Genomic DNA, 23,930 nt, shown 5'->3' on the forward strand with positions numbered 1-23,930 from the left:
AATAAACCACAGCGTTCTAGACGTTTTAGCGGTCTCCTAGCCCTACCATGCGCATATCTCTGAACTGGCTCAACGAATACGTCAATGTCCAGCTTTCTCCAGGGGAGCTGGCTGATGCCCTGACCATGGCCGGCTTTGAGGTCGAAGATATTGAGGACAGACGCACCTGGGCTGATGGCGTGGTGGTCGGGCGAGTGGTAGAGCGCACCCCGCACCCCGATGCCGATAAACTCAGCGTTTGTGTGGTCGATATTGGTGAAGCCAATACGTCAACTATAGTGTGCGGCGCTGCCAATGTGCAGGCCAACATCTACGTGGCCGTCGCCACCGTCGAGACCTATCTGCCCGTAGTTGATTTGACCATTAAGCCCCGTAAATTGCGGGGGGTACCCTCGGCAGGCATGATCTGCTCTCTAGCCGAGCTGGGGTTGGCTAAAGAGTCTGAAGGAATTCATATCTTTGAGGCGGAAGCCCTAGAGCTGGGCCAGGACGTGCGCCCCCTACTAGGGCTAAATGACGTGATTTTGGACGTGACCTCCACCGCTAACCGGGCCGATGCGCTCAGCATGGTGGGTATTGCCCGAGAGGTGGCGGCGATTACGGGGGCAGCGCTGCATTTACCAGTCACTAAGTCCGTTGCCGTCCCCAGCAGTTCAGGGGCTCCGGCAATTTCGCTGCCCGATGCCAAAGCCTGCCCCATCTACATTGGTACGGTGCTTGAAAATATTGCTCTTGGTCCGTCACCCCAGTGGTTGCAGCAGCGACTCCAGGCGGCGGGCACCCGCCCCATTAACAATGTGGTAGACATCACTAACTACGTGCTGCTGGAGTGGGGCCAACCGCTCCACGCCTTTGACCGCGATCGCCTGGTGACGACCGGGGACAGCCTCAGTCTCGGCGTGCGCTACGCCCATGCTGGCGAAACCCTGGTTACTCTTGACAGTCAAAAGCGCCAGCTAGCCCCCGAGACGCTATTGATTACCGCCAATGACCAACCCGTGGCCCTGGCTGGGGTGATGGGCGGCGAAGCCACTGAGGTCCACGACGGTACTGTAGCCGTCATGCTAGAGGCCGCTTTTTTTGATGCGGCGGCCATTCGCAAGTCGGCCCGCAGCCAGGGGTTGCGCACCGAGGCCTCGGCCCGCTACGAGCGAGGGGTAAACCCGGCGGAGTTGGTACTCGCCTGCGATCGCGCCCTCCAGCTCCTGCAAGAGGTAGCCGGAGCGACCGTGGTGGCCCAAACCACCGGCACCACTGCCCTAGGAGCCACCATTCCCAGCCGGGTGCTCACGCTGCGGCTGAGTCGGGTCACCCAACTGCTCGGCCAGGTCACCAACTTGGGTGACCACCCCCAAGACCTACCTCCCGAAACGATTCAAACCCTTTTAGAAACCCTGGGCTGCCAGGTTGTGGCGACCGAGGCTGCGGGCGTGTGGGCGGTGACGGTGCCTCCCTACCGCTACCGCGATCTAGAGCGCGAAATTGATTTGATTGAAGAGGTAGCTCGCCTCTACGGCTACAACCACTTTGCCGATACCCTGCCCCAAAAGGCGATCGGCGGCTCGCTCTCGGTAGAAGCGGCCCTGCACCGTCGGCTGCGCGAGTCCTTTCGCGCCGCTGGGCTAACGGAGCTGCTGCACTACTCGTTGACTAAACCGATTAGCGATCGCCAGGTTACCCTCGCCAACCCCCTCTTTCCTGAATACTCTGCCCTGCGCCAGGATCTAGTCGATGGTCTGATTGAGGCCTACGCCTTTAACCTCAACCAGGGCAACGGCCCGCTGAACGGGTTTGAGGTTGGCCATATTTTCTGGCAAGACGAGGCGGGTATTCACGAGGCGGAAGCGATCGGTGGCATTGTGGGAGGCGACGGGCGATCGAGCCAGTGGGTTACCAGTGGTCAGGCTCAACCGCTCACCTGGTACGAGGCCAAAGGCGTGCTTGACGGCGTGTTTAGTCGCCTGGGGCTAGCGGTTGACTACCGCGCCGACAGCACCGATCCTCGGTTTCACCCCGGTCGCACCGCATCGCTGTGGGTGCGGGGGCGGCTAGAGCTGGGACGCTTTGGCCAGCTACACCCCCAACTGCGCCAGCAGCGGCAGTTGCCCGCCGAAGTCTATGTGTTTCAGCTCAACTGGTCGGCGCTGGAGACCTGCCTGGTGCCGGTACTGCAAAAGTCAGTTAAGTTCGCGGCGTATTCGACCTTCCCGGTGAGCGATCGCGACCTGGCCTTCTACGCTCCCCTAGAGGTCACCGTCGCCCACCTAACGACTGCCATGACCAAAGCCGGGGGCAAATTGCTAGAGTCGGTCGCCCTCTTCGACGAGTACCGGGGTGAAAGCGTCCCCCAAGGACAGCGCAGCCTAGCCTTTCGATTGGTTTACCGCTCCCCCGATCAGACTCTTACTGACGATGCCGTAGACCCTGTTCACCAAAAGGTGCGTGCCACCCTAGAGAAACAGTTCGGCGTAACGCTGCGCAGCTAAGCGCTCCAAAATCCGCGTTCCCAAGTCGGCATCTGATACTAAATCCTATCTGTCTACCCCCGATTTGTCGGGGCATTGCAGTGCAATGCTCCTACGAGGTATCAATTTCGAATCGGGGTTTTGTAGGTCAGATTCGGTATGAGCAAACGTCACCAGGGAAAGCGGGCTGGGCCAGAGCGCTTAGCTGTTGTCAGCTTCCGCAGTCGCAGGCGGCTGCGAATGACTCTGCCAAAGCCGATAGCCGCCGTAGCCAAGCGCCGCCAGCAGCACCCAGTAGGGGCTAAAGGCTAGCAGCCACAGCCCTAGCTTTAGACCGCTAACGGTGAATGTTTTGACCGACTGGGTAGCCGATTTCCAGGTGTTGCCAAGGGTTTCGCCCACGGGCCGCAACGGTGGCACTGAGGTAACAGGGCTTTGCAGGGTCAGGTCAATTTGGGAGAAGGCGACTTGACGCCGGAGATTTTGCTGCTGAGCCGCCATTCGCTCAATACCCTCGCGCACGGTGCTGAGTTCCCGCGCCACCTCCAGCACGTGGGAAATTTCCCCCGATCGCGCCATGATTTCTAGCAGGGCCGCCTCAGCCTGGCGCAGATTCTTCAACCGCGCCTCCAGATCGACCAGCTGACTGGAGACGTCTTCTGCGGTCAACGACTGCTGCTGCACCGTTCCTAACGGCCTCAGGGCTTCTAGCACCGAGTCTAGCTCCGCCTGGGGCACCCGCAGCGTTAGCGAAACCTGCTGGGCGGTGCCCTCGGGAGAACGATGATCTTGCAGGCTTAGCACATCGCCCTGAGCCTGCTGAATGATGGTCTGTACCTGAGTAACGGCTGTATCGATATCGGTGAGCACCAGCACCAAGCTGGCCTGCTTGACCAGCTGAGGCGTAGGCTGGCCAATATCGCTCGGGGTTGGCTCAGGCATGCCGCTCCGTTTCGCCATATCCGCAGCTCCCGGTTCTGCTGCTGGAGCGATCGCCTGATTTTCAGCTGTGGGCGCAGCCCCACCCAGCGCCATATCAGCCTCCGTAGACAGGGCCTCTTGTCTGAACACAATTTCAGGTACCTCGGCACAGCCACCAACCAGGGTCGCCCCCAGGACGATCGCTAACAGGGCAACACGATGGGTACACAGTCGGGGGAATGCAGAGCGGGTCATGGGGTTGCCTCAGCCAAACTCGGATGGTTTTACTATGGCCCGAGCACAGCAGGGCTCTATGGGACGTTACCAATACTGAAACCGAGCTGGGAACGCTAGGCGATCGCGTTCTCTGTGCGCCAGGAAGGCTTTGGCCTAGAATTGGAACCATAGGAGTGCTTATGACCACAACCCCTGATCGAGAACCCACTCTGACCGACGTTGTTGAGCAAATTATTGCGCTGAGAAGCGACTTGGGACAGAGCCGTCAAGAGCTGAATGACAAACTAGAGCAGAGCCGTCAAGAGCTGAATGACAAACTAGAGCAGAGCCGTCAAGAGCTGAATGACAAACTAGAGCAGAGTCGTCAAGAGCTGAATGACAAACTAGAGCAGAGTCGTCAGGAGCTGAAGTCGGAGGTAGAGCGCTGGGATGAGCGTTTCTTCCAGTTTCAGCGGGATAACTTGACCACGGCGCGTACCATCATCATTACGGCAGGGAGTGTGGTAATTTTGTCGCCGGTACTTCAGGCGCTTGCGCCAGCGATTCAAACGGTGGTATCTCGGCTGGTTGGGATAGATGTCGCCCAGTAGGACCGCGAAGAACATCAAGAGATAGGAGCGATCGCCTCAGTGTCAGACCCGATTACCGTCACCGTCAAACTCTTTGCCATTTACCAGGAGGCCTACGGCAGTCCTGAGGCACAGTGGCAGTTTCCCGCTGGGGCAACGGTGGGCAATGTGCGCGATCGCGCTCTGGCTGAGCATCCAACACTAGAACCGTGGCGCGATCGCACCCGCTTGGGCCTCAACCTCCAGTTTGTCGCCGACGATACTCCGCTCCAGGACGGCGACGAGGTGGTGCTGATTCCTCCGGTGAGCGGCGGCTAGCGCTAGTACAATTGCCCTAAGATGACGAATTCACCCAGGGGCTTTGCTTAGCTCACCAATTCGCCGGTTTCTTGCAGCACGTGCAGGCGGTGGTAGATACCGCCGTGGGCCAGCAGCTCCTCGTGGTTACCCACTTCGGCAATGCGGCCCTCATCCAGCACCACAATCTTGTCGGCCTCCCGCACCGTGCTGAGCCGGTGGGCAATGATAATCGTGGTGCGCGTGCCGAGAATCGAGCGCATGGCCAGCTGGATCGATCGCTCCGACTCGTAGTCGAGGCTAGAGGTGGCCTCGTCAAACACCAGCACATCGGGGTTGACTAGCAAGGCGCGGGCAATGCCCAGTCGCTGCCGCTGACCACCCGAGAGCCGCACCCCCGTTCACCCACCACCGTGTAATAGCCCTTGGGCAGTCGATGAATGAACTCATCTACCCGAGCGATGCGGCAGGCTTCGTTGACCTGCTCCATAGTAGCGGTGGGGTTGCCGTACTTGAGGTTGTCAAGCAGGGTGCCGTTAAACACGTCCACCTCTTGGTGCACGATCGCCAGCCGCTTCCGGTAACCCGTCACATCTAACCGGCGAATGTCTTCGCCATCGATCAGAATGCGGCCGCCGTGGGGGTCGAAGTAGCGAAACAGCAGTTTCACCAGAGTCGATTTGCCCGAACCGGAGCGGCCCACCAGCGCTACCGTTTGGTAGGGCTCGATCAGCAGATCGATGGCTTGCAGCACGGGCTTTTGGTCATCGTAGCCAAAGCTCACCTGGTCGAAGTGCACCTTGCCGGTGAACTGATAGGTGGGCAGGCTCTCGGGGGCGTCGGTCAGGTTTACCACGTCGGTGCCCAGGGGCTCTTCCATAAATTCGTGGAAGTGCAGCATGGAGGCGTAGCGGCGGGCAAAAATTTCCGCCAAGTTGCTAATCGGTTCTAGCTCGGAGTAGGCCATACTCGACACCGTCAGGGTGGTGACAAAGTGCCCTAGCGAGATGTGTCCCTGCAGGGTGGCCAGCAGCGTCATCACCAAAACGCCGAACACGCAGCTCTGGATGATGAAATTCTGCCAGGTGGACAGAATGACGTAGCCCTTGTGAATAACGTGAAGCACCATCGTGAACTCTCGTTCCAGGCGTTGCTGCTGCCGCTGTAGCTCTTGGGTTTCGGTGGCAAAGGCCTTCACGGTTTTAATGTTGGTGATAATCTCCGAGGTACGACTTTCAGTGTTTTCGATGTGGCTGTCAAGGATTTGCTCTTTCTGGTTGAGACGAATTAGATCTTTACAGCTAAAGCTCAAAATCAAGATAAACGACACCAAGAAGGCTAGAGCAATCCGCCAGTCGATCCAGGCAATCAGCAGAAAGATACCGGTAATGCGAAACAGTTGAGGGATCAGCTGACCGGCAATTTCAGGATAGGTCCAGGTGTGGTTAGACAGCCCCCGCGCCACTCGGCCAGAAATCCGACCAGGGTTATTTTCGTCGTAGAAGCCTAGGGGCAGGGTAAGCAGTTTGCGCGCCACCGATAGCGAGTGATCGCGTCGGGTACGCAGGGCAATATCCCAGTGAAACCAGGTGCCTAGCCAGGGCTGAATGGGGGCGCGTACTACAGTAACGACAAAGATAACGAACAGAAAAAGGGCAATAGCTAGACCCGCCCCGGCTGGGTAGCCCACGGCGGCACCCACCCGATTGATAATTCCTTGACTAAGGGGGTCAACCGACTGGTTTGAAAGGACGTTGAGAATTTGCCCAATGCAGTAGGGCACCGCTAAATCGACAATCTGAAACAGACTGCTGGCGGCAATGCTAAAGACGGCCGCTCGGCGGTAGCGGCTGTAGTAGCGAATAACGTGATGAAAGGAAGCCATGACGGTAACCGTCCTGCGATCGAGTACGTTGTAGTATACATACTACAACACAGGATTATGGATTCTGCAAGGCCCTTGTGATTAGCAGATTGGGTTAACTAATTGGTTCAGCCCTTTGCTTTAGGCTGGCTAACCAGGTCACCAGCGAGGTGTTGGGGGTGCTCTGCAGCATGCCCTTGCTCAGCTAGGCATAGCCGTAGTCACCTGGGTTAGGACATCTAGAAACTTTAGAAACGTTCGAACGCTTAAACGTTCTTAGGGAAAAAGACATCTTGGCCACCGGCATCGGGCCGAATAAACCCAAAGCCGCGATCATCTTTCCATGTTGCCAGTTTGCCGCTGCAAAGCTCAGGTTTCTCAGATTTCATCGTCAGTTACTCAGGCCGGGGGTGCACGAGCGATGAAACTGCCTCGACTAGCTGGGCTAGATCCATCGGTTTGGGCAGATGTTTTTGAAAGCCCGCTAAAATCATTTTTTCTTGATCGGTGGCGGTGGTATAAGAGGTCAACGCAATAGCCGGAATTTGATGGGTGTGGCCCATAGCACGAACTTTTTGCATCAGCATGTAGCCGTCCATGCCGGGCATGCCAATGTCACTAACCAAGATGTCGGGCTGAATGTGGGAAAGCGCCGCGATCGCATCATTGGCCGAGGGTAGGGCTGTGACCTTGGCCCCAAACTGTTGCAGCGTCGCTGTAATTAAATGACGACTATCGCCATTGTCTTCAACCACCATCACGTGAACGTTGTGAAGGTCAGTGATGTGGGTTGAATGAGTCCCCTGCTTTAATGAAGCTACTGCCGTTGAGGTCACCGGCAACCGCACCGTAAAGGTGGCCCCTTGGCCCTCGCCTGGACTCTCAACCTGAATGGTACCGTGGTGCAATTCGACAATTTGATGGGCGATCGCCAGCCCCAACCCCAGCCCGCCAAAGTCTCGGGTGGTGGTGCTGTCGGCCTGTCTGAAGCGATCGAACACATGGGGCAAAAAGTCAAGATCAATACCCTTACCAGTGTCGCTTACCCGAATATGAGCCCAGGAGCCTAAGCAGTCTAACTGCACCGTTACCCGCCCTCCAGAAGGGGTAAACTTTACCGCGTTAGACAACAGGTTCCACACCACTTGTTGAAGCCGGTTAGCATCGCCATAGACTCTAACAGGAGCTGAATCTAGCTGAATCTGAAGGTCGATGCCTTTAGTTTCGACCAGGGAATAGACGGTTTCTAGTGCCGCTTGAATAACGCCATTGAGAGTAGTAGGCAAATGGTTGAGCACCAGCTTGCCGCGCAAAATACGGGATACATCCAGCAGGTCATCAATGAGTTGGGCTTGCAATCGGGCATTGCGCTCAATGGTTTCGAGAGCCTGTTCAGTCTTGGCCGCAGTAAGTTTGGTGGTGCGCAGCAGCTTTGCCCAGCCCAAAATTGGGTTGAGGGGCGATCGCAGTTCGTGGGAGAGAATGGCTAAAAATTCGTCCTTGATTTGGTTGGCATTTTCGGCGGCTTCACGGGCCACACGCTCTTGATCGAGGAGGCGGGCGCGCTCATTTTCGAGCTGTTTTTTGTCGTCTACATCCGTGATCGTACCCACCCAGCGGGTGATTTCGCCGCTGCTGTCTTGCACCGGCAAACCACGGTTAATAAACCAGCGATACACGCCGTCGTAACGGCGAATGCGCTGCTCAATTTCAAATCCTTTGCCCTGGTCTATGGCCTGCTGCCACAGTTCCAGGGTGCGTTCCTGTTCCTCAGGATGTACCAGCTGAGTGCCGCCCACCCCAACCGCAGCATCTTTTGAAATACCTGTGTAGTCATACCAGCGTTGGTTCCAGTATTGAACGCCGCTGCGATCGGCCATCCACACCATTTGAGGCATGGCCTCAGCCAAAAACCGATAGCGCTCTTCACTCTCGCGCAGGGCAATCTCGGCCTGTTTGAGAGCAGAAATATCTAACGCCACTCCCGCCATGCGGTAGGGTTGCCCGTGGCCGTCCTCATACACTCGCCCAATAGAGCGCACCCATCGCCCGGTACCATCGGGCCAAAGGGTACGCATTTCAATGTCGTAATCTCGGTGGTCAGCGATCGCGGCCACCACTGCCTGCTGGACGCGATCGCGATCGTCGGGGTGAAGGGCCTGGGCAAACACCTCAAAACTCATCTCTGTATCGAGATCAATGCCGAACATCACTTTGCATCGATCAGACCAGATCAGCGCTTGACTAATCAAGTCATAGTCCCAGGTGCCACAGTCAGCCCCCTGCAAAGCGACCTGTAACCGCTCTTTACTCTCCTGCAAAATGACTTCAGTCTGCTTGCGCTGCGTGATATCCAAACAGGTGCCCATGAGCTTGACCACCTGGCCTTGAGCGTCAACCATCGGCTCACAGCGAGAATGTAAATAGCGGATTGCCCCATTGGGCAATAGCACCCGTAAATCAAAGGCGTAGGGCTGCTTTTTAAGTACAGCCTGGTCTACATAGTGCTCAAGCAGGGGCCGGTCGTCAGCATGGACCCGCTGCATGAGTTCGCTGTAGCTGGGTTCAGTTTGGGCGGGGTCAAAGCCAAATTGGTCAAACATCGCCTTCGACCAAACGCTCTGCTGACTAGTGGGGTAAAACTCCCAACTGCCAAACTGAGCCACCCGCTGAGCCATCGCCAGGTGAGCTTCGCTGTAGCGCAGGGCATCTTCTGCCTGTTTGCGGGCGGTGATGTCTATGCCCACCATAGTCACAATCCAGCAGTTTTGAGCCTGATCGCGGCGCGAGGTCAGGCTGTCTGAAACCCAGCGTACGGAGCCATCTTTATGCCGAAAGCGATACTCCACCGTAACGGGCCGTTGCTCAAACACCGCATTAAACATGGCGTCAGCGATCGCGGCTTGATCTTCGGCAAAGGTGCACATTTCCCAAAGATCGGGCGTAATCTCCTCTAGGGAGTAGCCCGTCAGCACCTCACAGCCCACCGAGCGATAGTCAAGACTGTAGGTACGGTCAGCAAAGAAGCGGCCACGGGCGATCGAAGCGGGGGCCGTATTGAGCAGATCATTTAGTTGCTCCTGGGACTGCTGGAGAGCCTGCTCCAAATGTTTGCGATCGGTAATGTCAACCCGCAGCAGCGACACCCCATTTTCAAAGGGGTACACCCGGTTTTCAAACCAGCGCCCTTTATCGGCGCAAAACAGCTCAAAGGTGGTGGCCGTTTGCGCCGCCACGGCCTCATGCAAGCCCCGATAAAACGGCGTAGCGATCGCCTCTGGAAACACCGCCCAAATAGACTGCTCCAGCAAATCTTGCCGAGGCCTTTGCAGGGAGGCCACAGCGCGATCGTTAACGTAGGTAAAGCGCCAGTGGGAGTCAAACATCATAAACTCATCACTGATGCTGGTTAAAACGTTCTCTAAGTTTGCGGCAGCAATCTGAGCTTTAGCCCTCAAGGCCCGCTCCCGCCGCTCGCCTAAGATTTTTTGGGTCGTCTCATTAACCGCAATAAAGATGCCCCCCACCTGACCCAACTCATCCCAGATCGGCGTGTAGGAGAAGGTAAAGTAGCCCTCTTCCGCCTCACCATTGCGGTTCAAGACCAGGGGCTGATCCTCTGACCAAGTCGCTTCCCCAGTCGCCATCACCTGATCCAGCAGTGCTCCAGAGAAATCCCAGATCTCCTGCCAGCACTCCTCAGCCCGTTGCCCTAACCCTTGAGGATGCTTGCTGCCCGCGATCGGGATGTAGGCATCGTTATAGAACTGAATGTAGTCAGACCCCCATAAAATCTGCATGGGAAATCTGGAAGACAGCAAAATTTGAAGAGCAACGCTAAGACTCTGCGACCAGGTTTCGATTGGCCCCAGAGGGGTCTCTGCCCAGTTAAACGCCCGAATGAGAGACCCAGTTTCTCCCCCATTGCTTAGGAAGTTTAACCCATTGGATGGTGTCATCGTTGTACTGCATACGTGATGAAATGTGCAGGCTCGCAAACTAGCAGGCGACAGCCATACTTAGCCTACAGAGTTTTCATTGTAGAGATTTTATTGTAGAAAATTTGCAGCCCCCATAGGACTCAGATAGGGCCTAACCGCTTGTAGCAAACCATTTTCAGAATGCCCTGAGCGGTTTAAAACACCCAACTAAAACATAGGTTTAATTATTGTTTTCATTACAAAAGAATTGCAACAAATCAATAAAATCAGAGCTAAGGCCAGTTGGTCTAGGTTAACTATCGCCACCCAGACCAGTCGCACTGTCACCGACAAGCGCGATCCCCCTGGGGCTAGTGCATGAGACTGGCTGTCTGGGTATCTCCACTGAGTCAGCAAAGGGATGTCCGAAGAGGCACTGACTGACCTAGGGGAATTCATTCCAAAAGAGCGGTAGCAATGCAGCCGTGACCGTCAACCCAGCGAGGTACCGCCTTGGCTCAAACCGTAGTCAGCCCCAACTTCCTACAGCCCTGAGGAAAATACGTAACTCCGTGAACAAGCGTTAACAAAGGCTCTATAAAGGGAAAATTTAGTACGGGCCAGTTGCGGTAGATGGGGCCACAACCCTGAGTAAAGGAGTTGATCAATACCCATAATTTTGATTTTCTGTCAACCGATTCCATGCCCAAAGTCTCTTTTCAAATCGTCACCTTATCTATGGCCATCTAGCTGAGATGTCGCCATATAGCGCTTAGGGAGTCCTGCTTAATGGCCAATACTGAACACCTGAATATTCTCTACAAAGGAGTTGAGACTTGGAATGCATGGCGAATTCAGCACCCAAGCATTAAACCTGATTTTCAAGGTGCAGATCTTGGCAAGCTAAATCTGTCGGCTGTTGACTTTCGCCACGCCAACTTCTACGAAGCCAACCTAAGAGAAAGCGTATTCACCAGAGCTAACTTTGAGTCGTCAACGTTGTACCGTTGTGACCTATGCATGGCCGACCTAAGCAGCGCCAATCTGAGTATGGTTGACTTCTATAAAACTAATTTATATACAGCTAATTTATCCAGCGCCAATCTGCGGCATTCACATTTTTACAAGGCAGATATGCAAGAAACACTATTGACAGATGCCGACCTAGGCGAGTCTAATTTTTACGAAGTTGACATGCGAGAGGCTATTTTGCAGTCAGCCAACTTAGTCAGAACAACCTTTTACTACTCTAACCTGTGTAATGCCAATCTGTGTCAAGCCAATTTAAGCTGTGCCAGCATGATGGGAGCCAACATGGCTAAGGCTAACCTCCGACGGGCTAGTTGTGTGGGCACTAATTTATTTCGGGCGGTGCTCACTGGTGCCGATTTAACGGAAGCAGACCTGCGCGAAGCGGTGCTGCGATTAGCTGACTTGAGCAATGCCTCCTTAGAAAATGCCAACCTGTTTCGAGCCAATTTGTCTGAGGCCTGCCTAGACTATGCTCAGCTAGCAGGGGCTAACTTTAAAAAGACAAATCTGTGGCGCGTCAATTTAGGTCAACTCATTTTGACCCATCCTGGCCACGATCGAGACGCTATCACAATTGACTCCAGCGCTTTAAACTGATCCATGGAAGACCCCGTTCTCAAACGCATTGTCCGTCTGATCAGCCATCAGTCTGGTATCTCTATTCGTGAACAGGACTATGCCTCGCTATTAGAAAAGCTTTGGCAACGGGCTAATCATCTAGGACTGAAATCCTTAGTTGCTTATCATAATTACTTACTTCAAGAGTTAGCACGCATTGACAACAGATTAGCTCAAGTAGCTTGTGTTTTAGATCAGCATACTTCACCATCTGAGTGGCAAACTCTATACTCCCTACTAACCATTAATGAGAGCTATTTCTTTCGAGATAGCAATCAATTCAGACTGTTGACAGAGCACTTATTGCCTGAAATTATTAGTTGCAAACTCGACCAGGCTAAAGGGAAGCTGACACCTAAGCCTCGATTGCGGATCTGGAGTGCTGGTTGCTCTACAGGGGAAGAACTGTATTCGCTCGCGATCGCCCTAGATGAACTTCATTTTGATTGGGATCAATGGGATGCCCTGCTCATAGGTACTGACATTAGCCAGATAGCGGTCAACAGTGCTCGTCAAGGGCTCTACGGGGCCTGGTCATTTCGTCAGACACCAACCCCAATTCAGCAGCAATACTTTCAAGTTCAGCCACAGGGGTATCAAATTTGCGATCGCCTGCGTCAGCGGGTGGTTTTTCAGTGGGGTAATTTGCTCGACGGGCTATGCTCTCCCTTATCTCCTTTGGCCGATCTGGATTTGATCCTCTGTCGTAACGTGTTCATTTACCTAGACAGCACGGCTATTGGCCAAATTTTGCAAACCTTCTATGGGGCACTAGGATCTCAGGGCTACCTGATAACTGGCCACAATGAACTCTACCGTCAAGATACCAGCCACTTCCAAGTGACTATTTTCCCCGAGTCGCTGGTTTACAAAAAGCAGATTGGGCCGCGCCCCTCACTACCCAAACCTGCTCCAGCAGATTTGCCCCAGTGTGCCAGCCCCCACCGACCCAGTCCCGCTAGCCTCCGTCAGCCCACAACGGTCTCTGAGCAGGTTGTCTCCCCCCTCTCGGGAGACAACACCCTTCAACAAGCCCTGCAAGAAGCTAAAACTTCCCTTAGGCAAAAATCCTACGCCAGAGCTATTCAGCAGACTGAAGAGCTACTCTCGCAGTATCCCCAATGCGATGTCGCTGGCAAAATTGCGGCTCAGGCCTACGCCAATACCGGTCGTTACGACCAGGCCCAGCGGGTTTGCCATCAGGTACTTAGTCGTCATCCCTTGAGGATTGACATGATTTATTTGCTGGCTCAAATTGCCGAAGATCAAAATGATCTAGCCACTGCCAAGAAACATCTGCAAAAAATTATTTACCTAGACAGTAGCTTTGTCAATGCTTACCTGGGTTTAGCAAGCATTTATGAACGAGAAAATCAAATTGATAAAGCTCAAAAAATGCGAAATCAAGGTCTTACCTTGCTAGCCAAACTGCCACCCGACGCAGTTCTAGACGATCATAGCCCTATTACCATTTCCCAGTGGCAAGAGCATCTAGGAAGAAAATAGGAAGCTATCTTAACACCCAGCTAATCTGAAAGCAGGACATCACTCGTTAAAGATATAAACCCCTCATATATAGCGGATTTCACTCGGGTGAAGTATATCGCGAAGATCCCCCCTGCCCCCCTTACAAAGGGGGGTACGGAGTGAAACTTAGACAGCCAGGAACTGGGGGGATATAGGACTCATCAATTGGGTACCTCACTCAATCGAGAACCCTATAAGCCCCTCTATGCTGAAGTATTTTATTTAAGATTGCTGCTGATTAGGATCTGGCGGGAATGCTAAGGGCGATCGCTTTTTTAGACCTGCAGCGGAGCCAATTAGGCCGGTCTACACTGCCACATTTGCCTACGGGTAATCTGTTATGAACGACACCGCTTACCTATTGTTTACCCTCGGTGACAACATCTATGGTTTGGCCGCTGAACGGGTAGAGGAAATTTTCTTGCTACCGGCCCTAGTCTCAGTCCCTGAAGCAGGGCCAGAAGTAGCTGGGGTGCTAAATTTGCGCGGTCAGCTATTGACGGTGCTTAATCTTGGGGTTCATTTGGGCTACGCTTCACGGCCCAACACGCTCAGCCAGGCCGTGATTTTAGCAAAATGCGGCAGCCAGCGACTGGGACTGGTAGTAGACGATATTCAAAGCGTGACAGCGATCGCCGCTAGCCAAAGGTCTACGGCCCTAGAAACCCCTTATTTAGCTCATACAGAGCAGTCCCTCACCGTTGGAGTAGCCCAACACCACGACACCATCATTGTCCTGCTCAATCCTGATGCCCTGGAGCAGCGCTCGCTGAACCGACCCCAGACGGTTGCCCAGGGCGGCGGCAACCGATTTATGGCCCAGTTTTGCGCCGCCGATCAGCAGGTGCTGCAAGCTCGAGCCGCTGGTTTAGCGCAGCGAGTGATTGAGGAGAATGCCTCAGACGGTTCAGCGTTGGCGGTAGTGAGCTTAGAAGGGGAGCACTTTGCCCTGGAATTAAAGACGGTACACGAGTTTACTGAGGTACCCCACATTACCCCCATCCCCTGTTGCCCGCCGCATATTGTGGGCAACATGAATTTGCGCGGCGAAATTTTAACCCTGGTAGATGTGCGGCGCTTTTTTAATCTACGTACCAGTACTGGCCCCAACCCTCAAAAAGCTGTGGTCATGCGGTTAGGGTCGCTGGTGGCAGGAGTAATCGTTGACGATGTCTTTGATGTGGTCTATCTACAAGCTTCAGAGATTACAGCCATGCCTACAGCCCTTCACTCTGCTGACAACCCTTACCTCAGAGGAGTGACCCGCTTTGACGACAGGCTGATCAGCATTTTAGATCTGCCCAAGTTGTTGACTCAGGGCGAACTTGTGGTCGATCAAGCCAGTTGATAAGAGATAAAACATGAACTTCAAACCAATGACTTCTCCGGCTAAATCCTTCCGAATTTCCCATCCTACAAAGAGACATCCTGTGGAAAATCGTGGCTTTTGGAAGCTACGTCACTGGATCATGCTAGGCTACTCGGTGCCGGTGATCGCTCTGATTCTTTCCGCTGGCATAACGGTCATTGACGTACGCCAACTTGCCAAAGTCTCTGAAGAATTAAAGCAGGCTTCGAGCACCAAAGAGAAAGTTGATCATATCAACCTGACTGTTGAAATCATGGCCCGTTCTACCCGTGGCTATTTACTACAAAGAAATCCTACTTCTCTGCTCGACTTTAACAAGGCCAGAACAGACTATTTAGACTTAGCAGAAAATCTCAGCACCCAGCGTCAAAACAGAGAACAGCTCCAAAACCTGGCTCGGGTAGACGCGCTGATCAATCAGTTTATCTCAGTCAACCAGAGCTTTATTGATTTAGTCAATCAAAACCAAGGTGAGGCTGGCATTCAGGCCTGGAGAGAAAGCGATGGGCGTGCCTTAAATAGCGAGATTTCCACGTTAATTCAGGCTATGGAAGACCTGGAAAATCAGATTGTTGCTCAGGATGAGGCGATTCAGGCGGCGGCTTTACGGCGACTGCAATTTACATTGCTAACGGCAGCCACTTTGTCACTCTTGTTGTCGGGCTTGATCGGGGCCTGGATTGTGATCAAGGCCTCACAAATTATGGACCAGGCGGCGGGTGATATTGTCAGTTCGGCGAGTGAAATTGCGGCCAGTGTAGAACAACAGGAGCGTACTAGCAGCCAGCAGGCGGCCTCGGTGAGTGAGACCAGTACCACGATGGATGAACTGGGTGCATCCTCACGGCAGTCGGCGGAACAAGCCGAAGCGGCAGCCGCTGGCGCACAGCAGGTGTTGGCCCTGGCAGAAGGGGGTACCCGCGCCGTCGAACGCAGCCTAGAGGGCATGACCGACCTACGGGAGAAGGTGGATGCGATCGCCGGTCAGATTCTGCGCCTGAGTGAACAGACCAGCCAAATCGGTGGCATTTCTGGCCTGGTGAGTGACCTGGCCAACCAAACCAACATGCTGGCCCTCAACGCGGCTGTAGAGGCGGTGCGAGCGGGAGAGCACGGCAGGGGATTTGCGGTCGTCTCGGGCGAAATTCGCAAACTAGCTGACCAAAGTAAGCAGTCGGCGCAGAAAATCAATGCCCTGGTGGCCGATATTCAAACCGCCATTAATTCTACGGTTATGGTCACCGACGAGGGCACCAAAACCGTAGAAGAGGGGGTAAAAATTGCGGCAGAAACCGCTAACGCCTTTGCTGGGGTAACCGACGCTGTCAATGACGTCGTGCTCAATAGCCAACAAATTTCGCTCAATGTGAAGCAGCAGGCGGTGGCCATTCAGCAAGTGGTAAGCGCCATGAACAGCCTCAACACCGGAGCCCGCGAAAATGCCAATGGCATTAGCCAAATCAAAGTGGGTACCCACCAGCTCAACGAGAGCGCCATGCGGCTCAAAAAGGCAATTTGAGCGCTATCCAGCCCCGGTTTCCTCAAGGGGAAGGCTCATCATGCTTTAGTTCCGCTTGCCGCTAGTCACAAGCGGGATGGGTAGGTGGGGCGCAGCCCTCCGGTGGGTGCGCCCCGCCGGGCAACCGAGACAGACCTCAGCCAGGAGCACCCTACCGTGATGATTGACGACACTGAACTGCGCGAGATTTTCAAAACCTCTAGCGAGGAGCGCCTGCAGGCCCTCGATGCAGGGCTGTTGCAGCTCGAAAAGAATCCTGACGATCGCGAAACCATCGCGGCCCTGATGCGCGAAGCCCACTCGCTCAAGGGCGACGGCAACATGCTGGGGGTAACCGACCTAGGCAAAGTCGCTCACCAGATTGAGTCTATGCTGGGGGCCATTGAGCGGGGAGGTCAGGCCCTGTCTGCCAATCTGTTCGATCGCCTGGCCCACGGCGTGGCGGCGATGCGGCAGATGGTCCACGAGGCGGTGACGGGAGAACCGGCTCAAGTCAAGGTGTTTTACGTACTGGCCGACCTCATGGCCGCAGAACTGCCTGAGACATCGCCTGCCCCACCCCCAGGGATAGAGGATATCCTATTTGCACCCCTGCCCAAGGCCCCGACGGCTGAGGTAGCTCCAGCCTTAGACCAGCACACGGTGGCGGCCGAGAGCCCTGCCAACGACCGTCAGTTGGCCGATCAGCCCGCTGCCCAACCGGCACAGGTTAGCGATCGCTACATGGCCGATGCTGAACTGCGCCACATCTTCAAAACCGCTAGCGAAGAGCGGCTGCAAACTTTCGATGCCGGCCTACTGCATCTAGAAAAACAGCCTACCGATGCAGCCACCCTCGACGCGCTCCTGCGAGCAGCCCATTCCTTACCCGTCCCCGCTGCCCTGCCCGCTCAAGACCCTGCCATCACCCTCACCCAAACCCCCGATTACCGCATCGAAACCATTCGGGTGCCAACCCAGAGTCTCGATGACCTGATGACCCAGAGTGGCGAATTGACGGTGACCAAAACTCGCGTGGCCCATCGGCTAGCCGAGATTGATGCCATTGCCAATCTGTGGGAAGAGTGGAACCGCGATTTGTCTATGCATCGGTTCCTGTTCCATGAGGGGCAGCAGGGCAAACCGGTCTTGTCGCAGCTAGAAAACTTCCACAACCGGGGCGAACAGCACCTAGAGCAGCTCGGGGCCTTGGTCAAACGGCTGAGCAGTGCGCTGCACGAAGACACCACCCGCCTAGAAATGATTACCGATCGCTTAGAGGAGGGCATTCGTACCCTGCGGCTGATGCCCTTATCAACTATTTTTAATCTGTTTCCCCGGCTAGTACGCGACTTGGCCCGCCAGGAAGGCAAGCAAGTAGAGCTGGTGATTGAAGGGGGCGACACCCCCGCCGACAAACGCATTCTCGAAGAGATGAAAGACCCGCTGCTGCACATGATTTACAATGCCATCGACCACGGCATTGAATCGCCCACCGAGCGGCAGCGGCAGGGCAAATCACCGGGGGCCACGATTACCCTGCGCGGCTACCAAACCGCCAGCAGCATTGTGATCGAGGTGAGCGACGATGGCCGTGGCCTAGATCTAGAGTCGATTAAGCAGGCAGCAATCCGCCGGGGGCTGTATGGGGCTGAAGACCTAGAACGGCTCACCCCAGCCCAGATTCAAGCACTCATTCTCAGCCCTGGCTTCTCTAGCCGCACTTTGGTAACCGAAATTTCAGGCCGGGGGGTAGGGCTAGACGTACTGCGCACTAACGTAGAACGGCTCAAAGGCACCATTGACGTGCAATCTACACCAGGCCAGGGCTGCACTCTACGGATTCAGCTGAGTAAAACCCTGTCTACAGCCCACGTGCTGCTGGTCAAAACCGGTGGTCAAACCTATGCCCTGCCCGTAGAGTGTGTTCAGACGGCCTGCCTGGTGCAGACCAGCGATATCTTTACCCTAGAGGGCCACAGTGCGATCGTCCATGGGGACGGCCCGGTTTCGGTGGTGTGGCTGGCTGACCTGCTCAACCTCGCAAAGACAGGACATGAGGATAAAGTACGTGAACCGCGCCTGCCTTGCATTATTTTGCAGGTAGGGACAGAGCGCCTGGGTATCGTTGTCGATGCGCTGATCGATGAGCAAAATGTGGTGCTGAAGCCCCAAAGCCAGCTGCTCAAGCGGGTTCGCTATATTTCTGGTGCGACTATTTTGGCCACTGGAAACGTGTGCATGGTGCTAAATCCGCAGGATCTAGTGGCGGCGGTGCGCCACCAAGGCAGTTCCCAGACTAAGCCTGAGCTAGGGTTTACCCCAATCATTGAGACCGAAAAACGACCTCGGCGCATTTTGCTGGTAGAAGACTCGATCGCAACCCGCACCCAAGAAAAGCGCATTCTAGAGTCCGCGGGCTATGAGGTGGTTACGGCGGTAGATGGCCTAGACGGGTTTAACAAGCTCCAGGCGAGGGAATTCGATGCCGTGATTTCAGATGTGCAAATGCCGAACCTTGATGGGTTGGAGCTAACCCAGCGGATTCGGCAGCACCGAGAGTACAGTGATTTGCCCGTAGTGCTGGTGACAACCCTGGCCAGCGAAGCCGATCGCCGCCGGGGAGCCGAGGCCGGGGCCAACGCCTATATTACCAAGGGCAGCTTTACCCAAAATGTGCTGTTTGAAACGTTGGATCGATTGATATAATGCCCCTCACCCTAACCCTTTCCTGAGGGGAGAGGGGACAAGCGCGGTGGTGTTTTGTCCCGTCTGCCGGGCCGAGCGCAAACAATGTTCGCTACGAGAGACCTCAATGCCCTCTGGCCCTATTCGGTTACTGCTGGTAGAAGATTCGCCAGTTGCCCTAGCGCTGTTGCAGCGCATCTTTAAAGACGCCCCCGATCTTGAGGTGGTTGGCGTTGCCCGCAACGGCGAAGAAGCCCTGGCCATGATACCGACGCTCAAGCCCACCTTAATTTGCACTGACCTGCACATGCCCAAAATGAGTGGGCTTGAGCTGACGGAGGAGGTGATGAGCCGCTTTCCCTGTCCAATCTTGGTGGTGAGTGCTTCGGTGCAACCAGACGATACCCAAACGGTATTTCGCATTTTAGAGGCCGGGGCCTTAGATATTTTTCCTAAACCTCGGGCGGGCCTCGCGGCAGAGTTTGCCAAAGCCAAGGCCGAGCTTCTAAGCAAAGTCAGAATTTTGGCGGGGGTATCGGTGTTTACCCATCGTCGCCGTAGCCCGCTACCGACACCGCCTTTAGTGCCTCTGCCTGTGGTAGCGGAGCAGCAGACCTTCAAACTTGTAGCCTTGGGCGCTTCTACCGGTGGCCCTCAGGCACTGCTGGCGATTTTGCAACAGCTGCCCAGCACTTTTCCGGTGCCGATTGTGTGCGTGCAGCATATCAGCGATGGGTTTTTACAGGGGTTAGTGGACTGGCTCAATGTCAACTGCGCCCTGCGGGTGGCGATCGCAACTCCCGGTGCCAGCCCCCAGCCGGGGATGGTGTATTTTCCCCCGGAGCGTCACCATCTAGAAGTTGACCCCCAGGGTAAGCTGGCGCTGACGCGGGGCACACCGGTCTCGGGCCATTGCCCCTCGGTGACGGTGATGTTTAAGTCGGTCGCGACCCGCTACCCGCGATCGGCGGTAGGCGTGCTGCTGACGGGCATGGGGCGCGATGGGGCGGAGGGGCTACAAGCGATCGCCCAGGCTGGGGGCCTGACCATTGCCCAGGACGAAGCCAGTTGTGTAGTGTTTGGCATGCCCAAAGAGGCCATTGCCCTGGAAGCGGCTCAGCACGTGCTGCCCCTGAGCGCGATCGCCCCTTTTTTGCTCAAGCAGGTCTGTAGCCTCAGCCAAGGCGATCGGTAGCAAGGCCCCTGGGCAACGCGGTTGCAGCCGGCGATCGCCGATCTCTAGACTAATTGGTTTCAGGTAGGGGAGACAGTAGCCGCCCCATCACCGCTTTGAGGCGTTCGGGTTCGCAGGGCTTAGTCAAATAGCCTGACGCTCCGGCCATGCGAGCTTCTTGGCGGTCTGCCTCAGTATCGCGAGAGGTCACCATCACAATGGGCAGATGCTTGAACCGGGGCAGGTTGCGTACGGTGCGGCACAGCTCAAAACCATCGATGCCGGGCATAGAAATATCGAGCAGCAGCACTTCGATCGATTCTTGGGAAATCACCGTTAGGGCATCCACTGCATTGTCGGCCAGCAACACCCGATAGCGATTATCTAAAGCGCGTTTAATCAATTGCTGACTGATTAAGCTGTCGTCTACCGATAAGACAGTTTGCTTGGGGGCAACACAGGGAGACATAGGTAAGCAAGTTTTGAAGGTTGATGATAGGCGCTCGTTATAGTTATGCCCAAACTCCAGGCCTTTTCCTAACGTAGTTATACCCAATAGCCCAAACTATCCAATCATTCCCTCGTTTTTGGCCAGAGTTAGCCTTTTCCAGAGGTTATGGTTTTAAAGCTCGCCTGTCTAGGTATAGTCGGGGGGCTGAGTGCTTGGAGGTCGCCTGGGAAATTGTGGTGAGAATCATACTGTGGGTGTTGGGCCTGGGGGCCATGATCGGGGCGATCGCCGAGGTGTTTCTGCGGGTCAAATATGGTTTAGGCAGCCCCCTACTCTACGTAGCCGATACTCGCACCGGCTACCGTCTGGCCCCCAACCAGAGCCTACAACGGCGAGGCAACCGCATCGAAATCAATCAGTACTCGATGCGGGGCGCAACCATCTTGCCCCAGCGCCCGGCCCATAGCCTACGAGTGCTAATGGTTGGCGACTCTATTCTTAACGGTGGCTGGTGGACCGATCAGTCCGAGCTGTTGTCTATCAAAGTGCAGCGATCGCTCGAAACGCTTCATCTTGCTGACGTGCGAGCCGTAGAAGTGCTCAACGCCTCAGCAAACTCCTGGGGGCCGCGCCATGCACTAGGCTATGTGCTGCGATTTGGCACCTTTGAGGCCCAGGTGCTGGTGCTGATGCTCAACACGGATGACCTATTTGCGATCGCCCCCAACAGCTACGACCTGGGCCGCAACCCCCAGTACCCCACCCGCCGCCCACCCTTGGCCCTATGGGAAAGCATCGCTCGCCGCCGCCCTTACCTGCCTAGCCCCGAATTGCAAGCGCTCCACGACCAGCCAGGCGATCGAGTTGGGGTCAACCTAGAGGCCATTCGCCAGCTTAACCAGATTGTCCAGACTGCCCACAGTCAGCTAATCGTAGCCATAACGCCTCTACGCCGCGAGCTGGCCGACGATGGCCCCCACGACTACGAACTCGTGGCCCGCCAACGGCTCACCGACTTTGCTGCGGCCCAAAGTATTCCCTACCTCGATTTTTTGCCGCAGTTTCAGCAAACCCATTACGAACGGCTCTATATTGACGACATCCACCTCAGTGATGAGGGCAATGTCTGGGTGGGGCAAGCCCTAGCTAGCCTAATAGACCAGGTGTGGCCCCAGCCAGCCGATGAGCCTTCCCCCAGACCGATGGATGAACCCATGACCGATCTCTGGTAGTGTCGCCGGAAAAGAGGGATACGATCATATTGCGCCTTTACACAACTTTTTTTAATATTGTGTTACATTGTGCCAGGTCACGACGGTGCAGATGTTCAAGGAGTATGACCAATGAACCCCCAATCCCCCATGACCCTAGAGCGGCGCAAGGTCGATATTCTCCAGCTATTTTTCTTTTTGCTAGGTGCACCCCACATCTACGGGGCCTTGCGCTCCGCTGCCGATCGGCGGCGGCAGCAGCGCCTCCCTGTGCTCCAGTATGTATCGGTGGGCCTGCTGGCACTGGCGATCGCCAGTGCCGCCGAAATGTGGTTACTGTGATCGGCTACCCCTGCTGCTGAAGCTCACCATAGGCGGCATATACCCCTTGAACGGTATACCAGTTGAGAAATATTCTGGCCAGTTCTAGAGCTAAAGAGGGTTTGCCCTGGTCAATCAGCCAGCGCAGCAGGGGGGCCATAGTGTTTTCGTTCAGCCGCCCGCCTGCGGTGAGCACCCCCCACAGCACCCGGTGAAGCGGCGTCATTTGAATCATCATCCGCACCTCACGGGTGGGATGCTTTTGATAGAAGATAGCCCCCATGCGGCCCCGCTGAATCTCTTGATCGATCATTTTGGGAATTTGATCGAGGGAAAACGGCGGGTGATAGTGGTAGCCCAGGGCCTCAGGCACCTTGACCATGGTGACCCCCAGGTTTTTTAGGCGCACGCCCAGCTCCAGATCTTCCCAGCCGTACTGGCTAAACTCGGTGTCGAAGAGTCCGGCGGTCAGTAACCAGTGCCGGGCGATCGCCAGATTGGCCGTATCAAAAAAAGCATTAGAAAAATCGGTGACCTTAGCAGGCTCTGCCATCGGCTGATCGAAGTTGCTGGTGTTGACTAAACGACCGGCGGTAAACACCCGGTCATTCCCCAGACGCTGATAGGCGTCAGCTAGGGCCTGAGCATGGGCTTGCAGAGACCCCGGTGGCATGATCACGTCGCTATCAATAAAGGCGATAGTGTCTCCCTGGGCAACCTGCACCCCATAATTGCGCGCGGCAGCAGCCCCCTGGTGGTGGCGTTCTACCAATCGCACGTGGGGAAACTCAGCCGCATTAGCTTGTAACCACTCAAGGGTGCCGTCGGTAGAGCCGTCATCGACTACGACCAGCTCATAGCCAGTAATCAGGGCAGGGTCAAAGATCTGCTGTTCTAGGGCGCGCAGACACTTTTCGAGAATGGGCTGGCGGTTGTAGGTAGGGGTGACGACGCTGAAAAACACGGTGGGCCTCCAAACGGCTTTAATATCCTAGCGCCTTGACCTCACCCTAGAGCGCAGGAGCCAGCTAAGGCAGCAGTACCGTAAGGCAGAAGGATGAAAGGGGATTCCAGAACATACAAAGGTTTTCCCTTAGCCAATAGGTGAGTGACTTATGCCACAGAGTACTGGGTCGCCCGCAAAAATCCGTGGCATAATTCAGCAGGCAAGAATCTAGTACACCCGTATTTAGTGCAATTGTATTGTGTAGGGGTAAAATTGCGCGGCGGCGGTGGGTGGTTTAAACACAAGGCAGAGGGCACACAGCGGTGAAGCACAGCAGTAAACACCATAGATGGCGGCGGGGTGGTCTAGGGCTGGTCAGTCTGGCATTGCTGAGCGGCGCAGTCGGCTGTGCTGGCTCTAGTTCTGCCCCTGGCCCCCGCAACGTTACCCTACACCAAACCTGGGTGCTCCAGCCGGGCGATCGCCTGGCAGGTTACCAGGTGCAGAGTGGCCTAGGCGATATCACCGTCAACCTCAGGGGCAATCAAGTGTTTATGCCCTTTGATGGTCTGGTGCAGCCCGCCGCCGCCAATGGCGATCTGTGCGTCATTCTCTCTAGCCCCGATGTGCCCGCTTACCTGTTTCGGCTCTGCGGTCTGCGCCGGGTACGTTTGGGCGATCTACCCCAGGGAGACCCCATTGGCAAGGGCAATACCGTCGCCTTTGCGACGCTGCGACGGCAGGCCGACGGCACCTGGGCCATGGTAGAACCGGCGAAAGAGATGCTGGCTCAGTTTTTAGACCGCCCCTAAACCAAAACCA

At 55.4% G+C, this 23,930-nt stretch carries 19 protein-coding genes; 12 read left to right on the plus strand and 7 right to left on the minus strand.

Translation table 11 applies throughout. The features are described from left to right. The first annotated feature begins 47 nt into the window (after window positions 1-47). Window positions 48-2,486 (plus strand): phenylalanine--tRNA ligase subunit beta, encoded by a 2,439-nt coding sequence (gene pheT / locus RRF56_RS06640; protein WP_317036850.1) that lies wholly within the window; start codon window positions 48-50, stop codon window positions 2,484-2,486. A gap of 180 nt (window positions 2,487-2,666) precedes the next feature. On the opposite strand, the gene RRF56_RS06645 is transcribed toward pheT, so the two are convergent. Then, window positions 2,667-3,641 (minus strand): DUF4349 domain-containing protein, encoded by a 975-nt coding sequence (locus tag RRF56_RS06645; protein WP_317036851.1) that lies wholly within the window; start codon window positions 3,639-3,641, stop codon window positions 2,667-2,669. Window positions 3,642-3,802: 161 nt separating this feature from the next. On the opposite strand from RRF56_RS06645, the gene RRF56_RS06650 reads away from it, so the two are divergent. Then, complete coding sequence (locus tag RRF56_RS06650) at window positions 3,803-4,213, plus strand: hypothetical protein (protein WP_317036852.1); 411 nt, start codon at window positions 3,803-3,805, stop codon at window positions 4,211-4,213. A 39-nt stretch (window positions 4,214-4,252) separates the two neighbouring features. Beyond that, on the plus strand, window positions 4,253-4,510 hold the full coding sequence (locus tag RRF56_RS06655) for a MoaD/ThiS family protein (protein WP_317036853.1): 258 nt from the start codon (window positions 4,253-4,255) through the stop codon (window positions 4,508-4,510). Between the two features lie 47 nt (window positions 4,511-4,557). Here RRF56_RS06655 and RRF56_RS06660 read toward each other — a convergent pair whose 3' ends face one another. From RRF56_RS06660 to RRF56_RS06675, 4 genes are all read right to left on the minus strand, one after another. Continuing rightward, entirely contained in the window at window positions 4,558-4,884 is a 327-nt protein-coding gene (locus RRF56_RS06660; protein WP_317036854.1) for an ATP-binding cassette domain-containing protein, read from the minus strand. Beyond that, the gene (locus RRF56_RS06665; protein WP_317036855.1) at window positions 4,830-6,374 is read right to left on the minus strand and encodes an ABC transporter ATP-binding protein; all 1,545 of its coding nucleotides are present in this window, start codon (window positions 6,372-6,374) and stop codon (window positions 4,830-4,832) included. The genes RRF56_RS06660 and RRF56_RS06665 overlap by 55 nt, the downstream gene beginning before the upstream one ends. A 245-nt stretch (window positions 6,375-6,619) precedes the next feature. Then, window positions 6,620-6,742 (minus strand): hypothetical protein, encoded by a 123-nt coding sequence (locus RRF56_RS06670; protein ID WP_317036856.1) that lies wholly within the window; start codon window positions 6,740-6,742, stop codon window positions 6,620-6,622. 6 nt (window positions 6,743-6,748) lie between these two features. Continuing rightward, window positions 6,749-10,153, minus strand: a complete 3,405-nt coding sequence (locus tag RRF56_RS06675) for a PAS domain-containing protein (RefSeq protein WP_317036857.1) — start codon at window positions 10,151-10,153, stop codon at window positions 6,749-6,751. A 909-nt stretch (window positions 10,154-11,062) separates the two neighbouring features. Here RRF56_RS06675 and RRF56_RS06680 point away from each other — a divergent pair. From RRF56_RS06680 to cheB, 6 genes are all read left to right on the plus strand, one after another. After that, window positions 11,063-11,902, plus strand: a complete 840-nt coding sequence (locus tag RRF56_RS06680; RefSeq protein ID WP_317036858.1) for a pentapeptide repeat-containing protein — start codon at window positions 11,063-11,065, stop codon at window positions 11,900-11,902. Between the two features lie 3 nt (window positions 11,903-11,905). Then, the gene (locus RRF56_RS06685) at window positions 11,906-13,429 is read left to right on the plus strand and encodes a CheR family methyltransferase (protein ID WP_317036859.1); all 1,524 of its coding nucleotides are present in this window, start codon (window positions 11,906-11,908) and stop codon (window positions 13,427-13,429) included. A gap of 361 nt (window positions 13,430-13,790) precedes the next feature. Then, window positions 13,791-14,798 carry a chemotaxis protein CheW gene (locus RRF56_RS06690; RefSeq protein WP_317036860.1) on the plus strand — a complete coding sequence of 336 codons (1,008 nt, stop codon included), beginning with the start codon at window positions 13,791-13,793 and terminating at the stop codon, window positions 14,796-14,798. A gap of 121 nt (window positions 14,799-14,919) precedes the next feature. Further along, window positions 14,920-16,338 (plus strand): methyl-accepting chemotaxis protein, encoded by a 1,419-nt coding sequence (locus RRF56_RS06695; protein ID WP_410510577.1) that lies wholly within the window; start codon window positions 14,920-14,922, stop codon window positions 16,336-16,338. Between the two features lie 159 nt (window positions 16,339-16,497). Beyond that, a complete protein-coding gene (locus RRF56_RS06700; RefSeq protein ID WP_410510578.1) occupies window positions 16,498-19,026 on the plus strand; it encodes a response regulator in 2,529 nt (842 codons plus the stop codon). 106 nt (window positions 19,027-19,132) lie between these two features. After that, on the plus strand, window positions 19,133-20,200 hold the full coding sequence (cheB, locus tag RRF56_RS06705) for a chemotaxis-specific protein-glutamate methyltransferase CheB (protein ID WP_317036863.1): 1,068 nt from the start codon (window positions 19,133-19,135) through the stop codon (window positions 20,198-20,200). A 49-nt stretch (window positions 20,201-20,249) separates the two neighbouring features. Here the strand turns inward: cheB and RRF56_RS06710 are convergent, their stop codons facing one another. Further along, the gene (locus RRF56_RS06710) at window positions 20,250-20,648 is read right to left on the minus strand and encodes a response regulator (RefSeq protein ID WP_317036864.1); all 399 of its coding nucleotides are present in this window, start codon (window positions 20,646-20,648) and stop codon (window positions 20,250-20,252) included. Between the two features lie 218 nt (window positions 20,649-20,866). Here RRF56_RS06710 and RRF56_RS06715 point away from each other — a divergent pair, with 218 nt between their 5' ends. Both RRF56_RS06715 and RRF56_RS06720 read left to right on the plus strand, forming a co-directional pair. Beyond that, complete coding sequence (locus RRF56_RS06715; RefSeq protein WP_317036865.1) at window positions 20,867-21,862, plus strand: SGNH/GDSL hydrolase family protein; 996 nt, start codon at window positions 20,867-20,869, stop codon at window positions 21,860-21,862. Between the two features lie 111 nt (window positions 21,863-21,973). After that, on the plus strand, window positions 21,974-22,183 hold the full coding sequence (locus tag RRF56_RS06720) for a hypothetical protein (RefSeq protein ID WP_317036866.1): 210 nt from the start codon (window positions 21,974-21,976) through the stop codon (window positions 22,181-22,183). Between the two features lie 4 nt (window positions 22,184-22,187). Here RRF56_RS06720 and RRF56_RS06725 read toward each other — a convergent pair whose 3' ends face one another. Continuing rightward, complete coding sequence (locus tag RRF56_RS06725; RefSeq protein WP_317036867.1) at window positions 22,188-23,126, minus strand: glycosyltransferase family 2 protein; 939 nt, start codon at window positions 23,124-23,126, stop codon at window positions 22,188-22,190. Window positions 23,127-23,431: 305 nt separating this feature from the next. On the opposite strand from RRF56_RS06725, the gene RRF56_RS06730 reads away from it, so the two are divergent. Then, window positions 23,432-23,920, plus strand: a complete 489-nt coding sequence (locus RRF56_RS06730) for a hypothetical protein (RefSeq protein ID WP_317036868.1) — start codon at window positions 23,432-23,434, stop codon at window positions 23,918-23,920. The last annotated feature ends 10 nt before the right edge of the window (window positions 23,921-23,930 follow it).

The sequence above is a fragment of the Nodosilinea sp. E11 genome (assembly GCF_032813545.1).
Lineage (GTDB): Bacteria > Cyanobacteriota > Cyanobacteriia > Phormidesmidales > Phormidesmidaceae > Nodosilinea.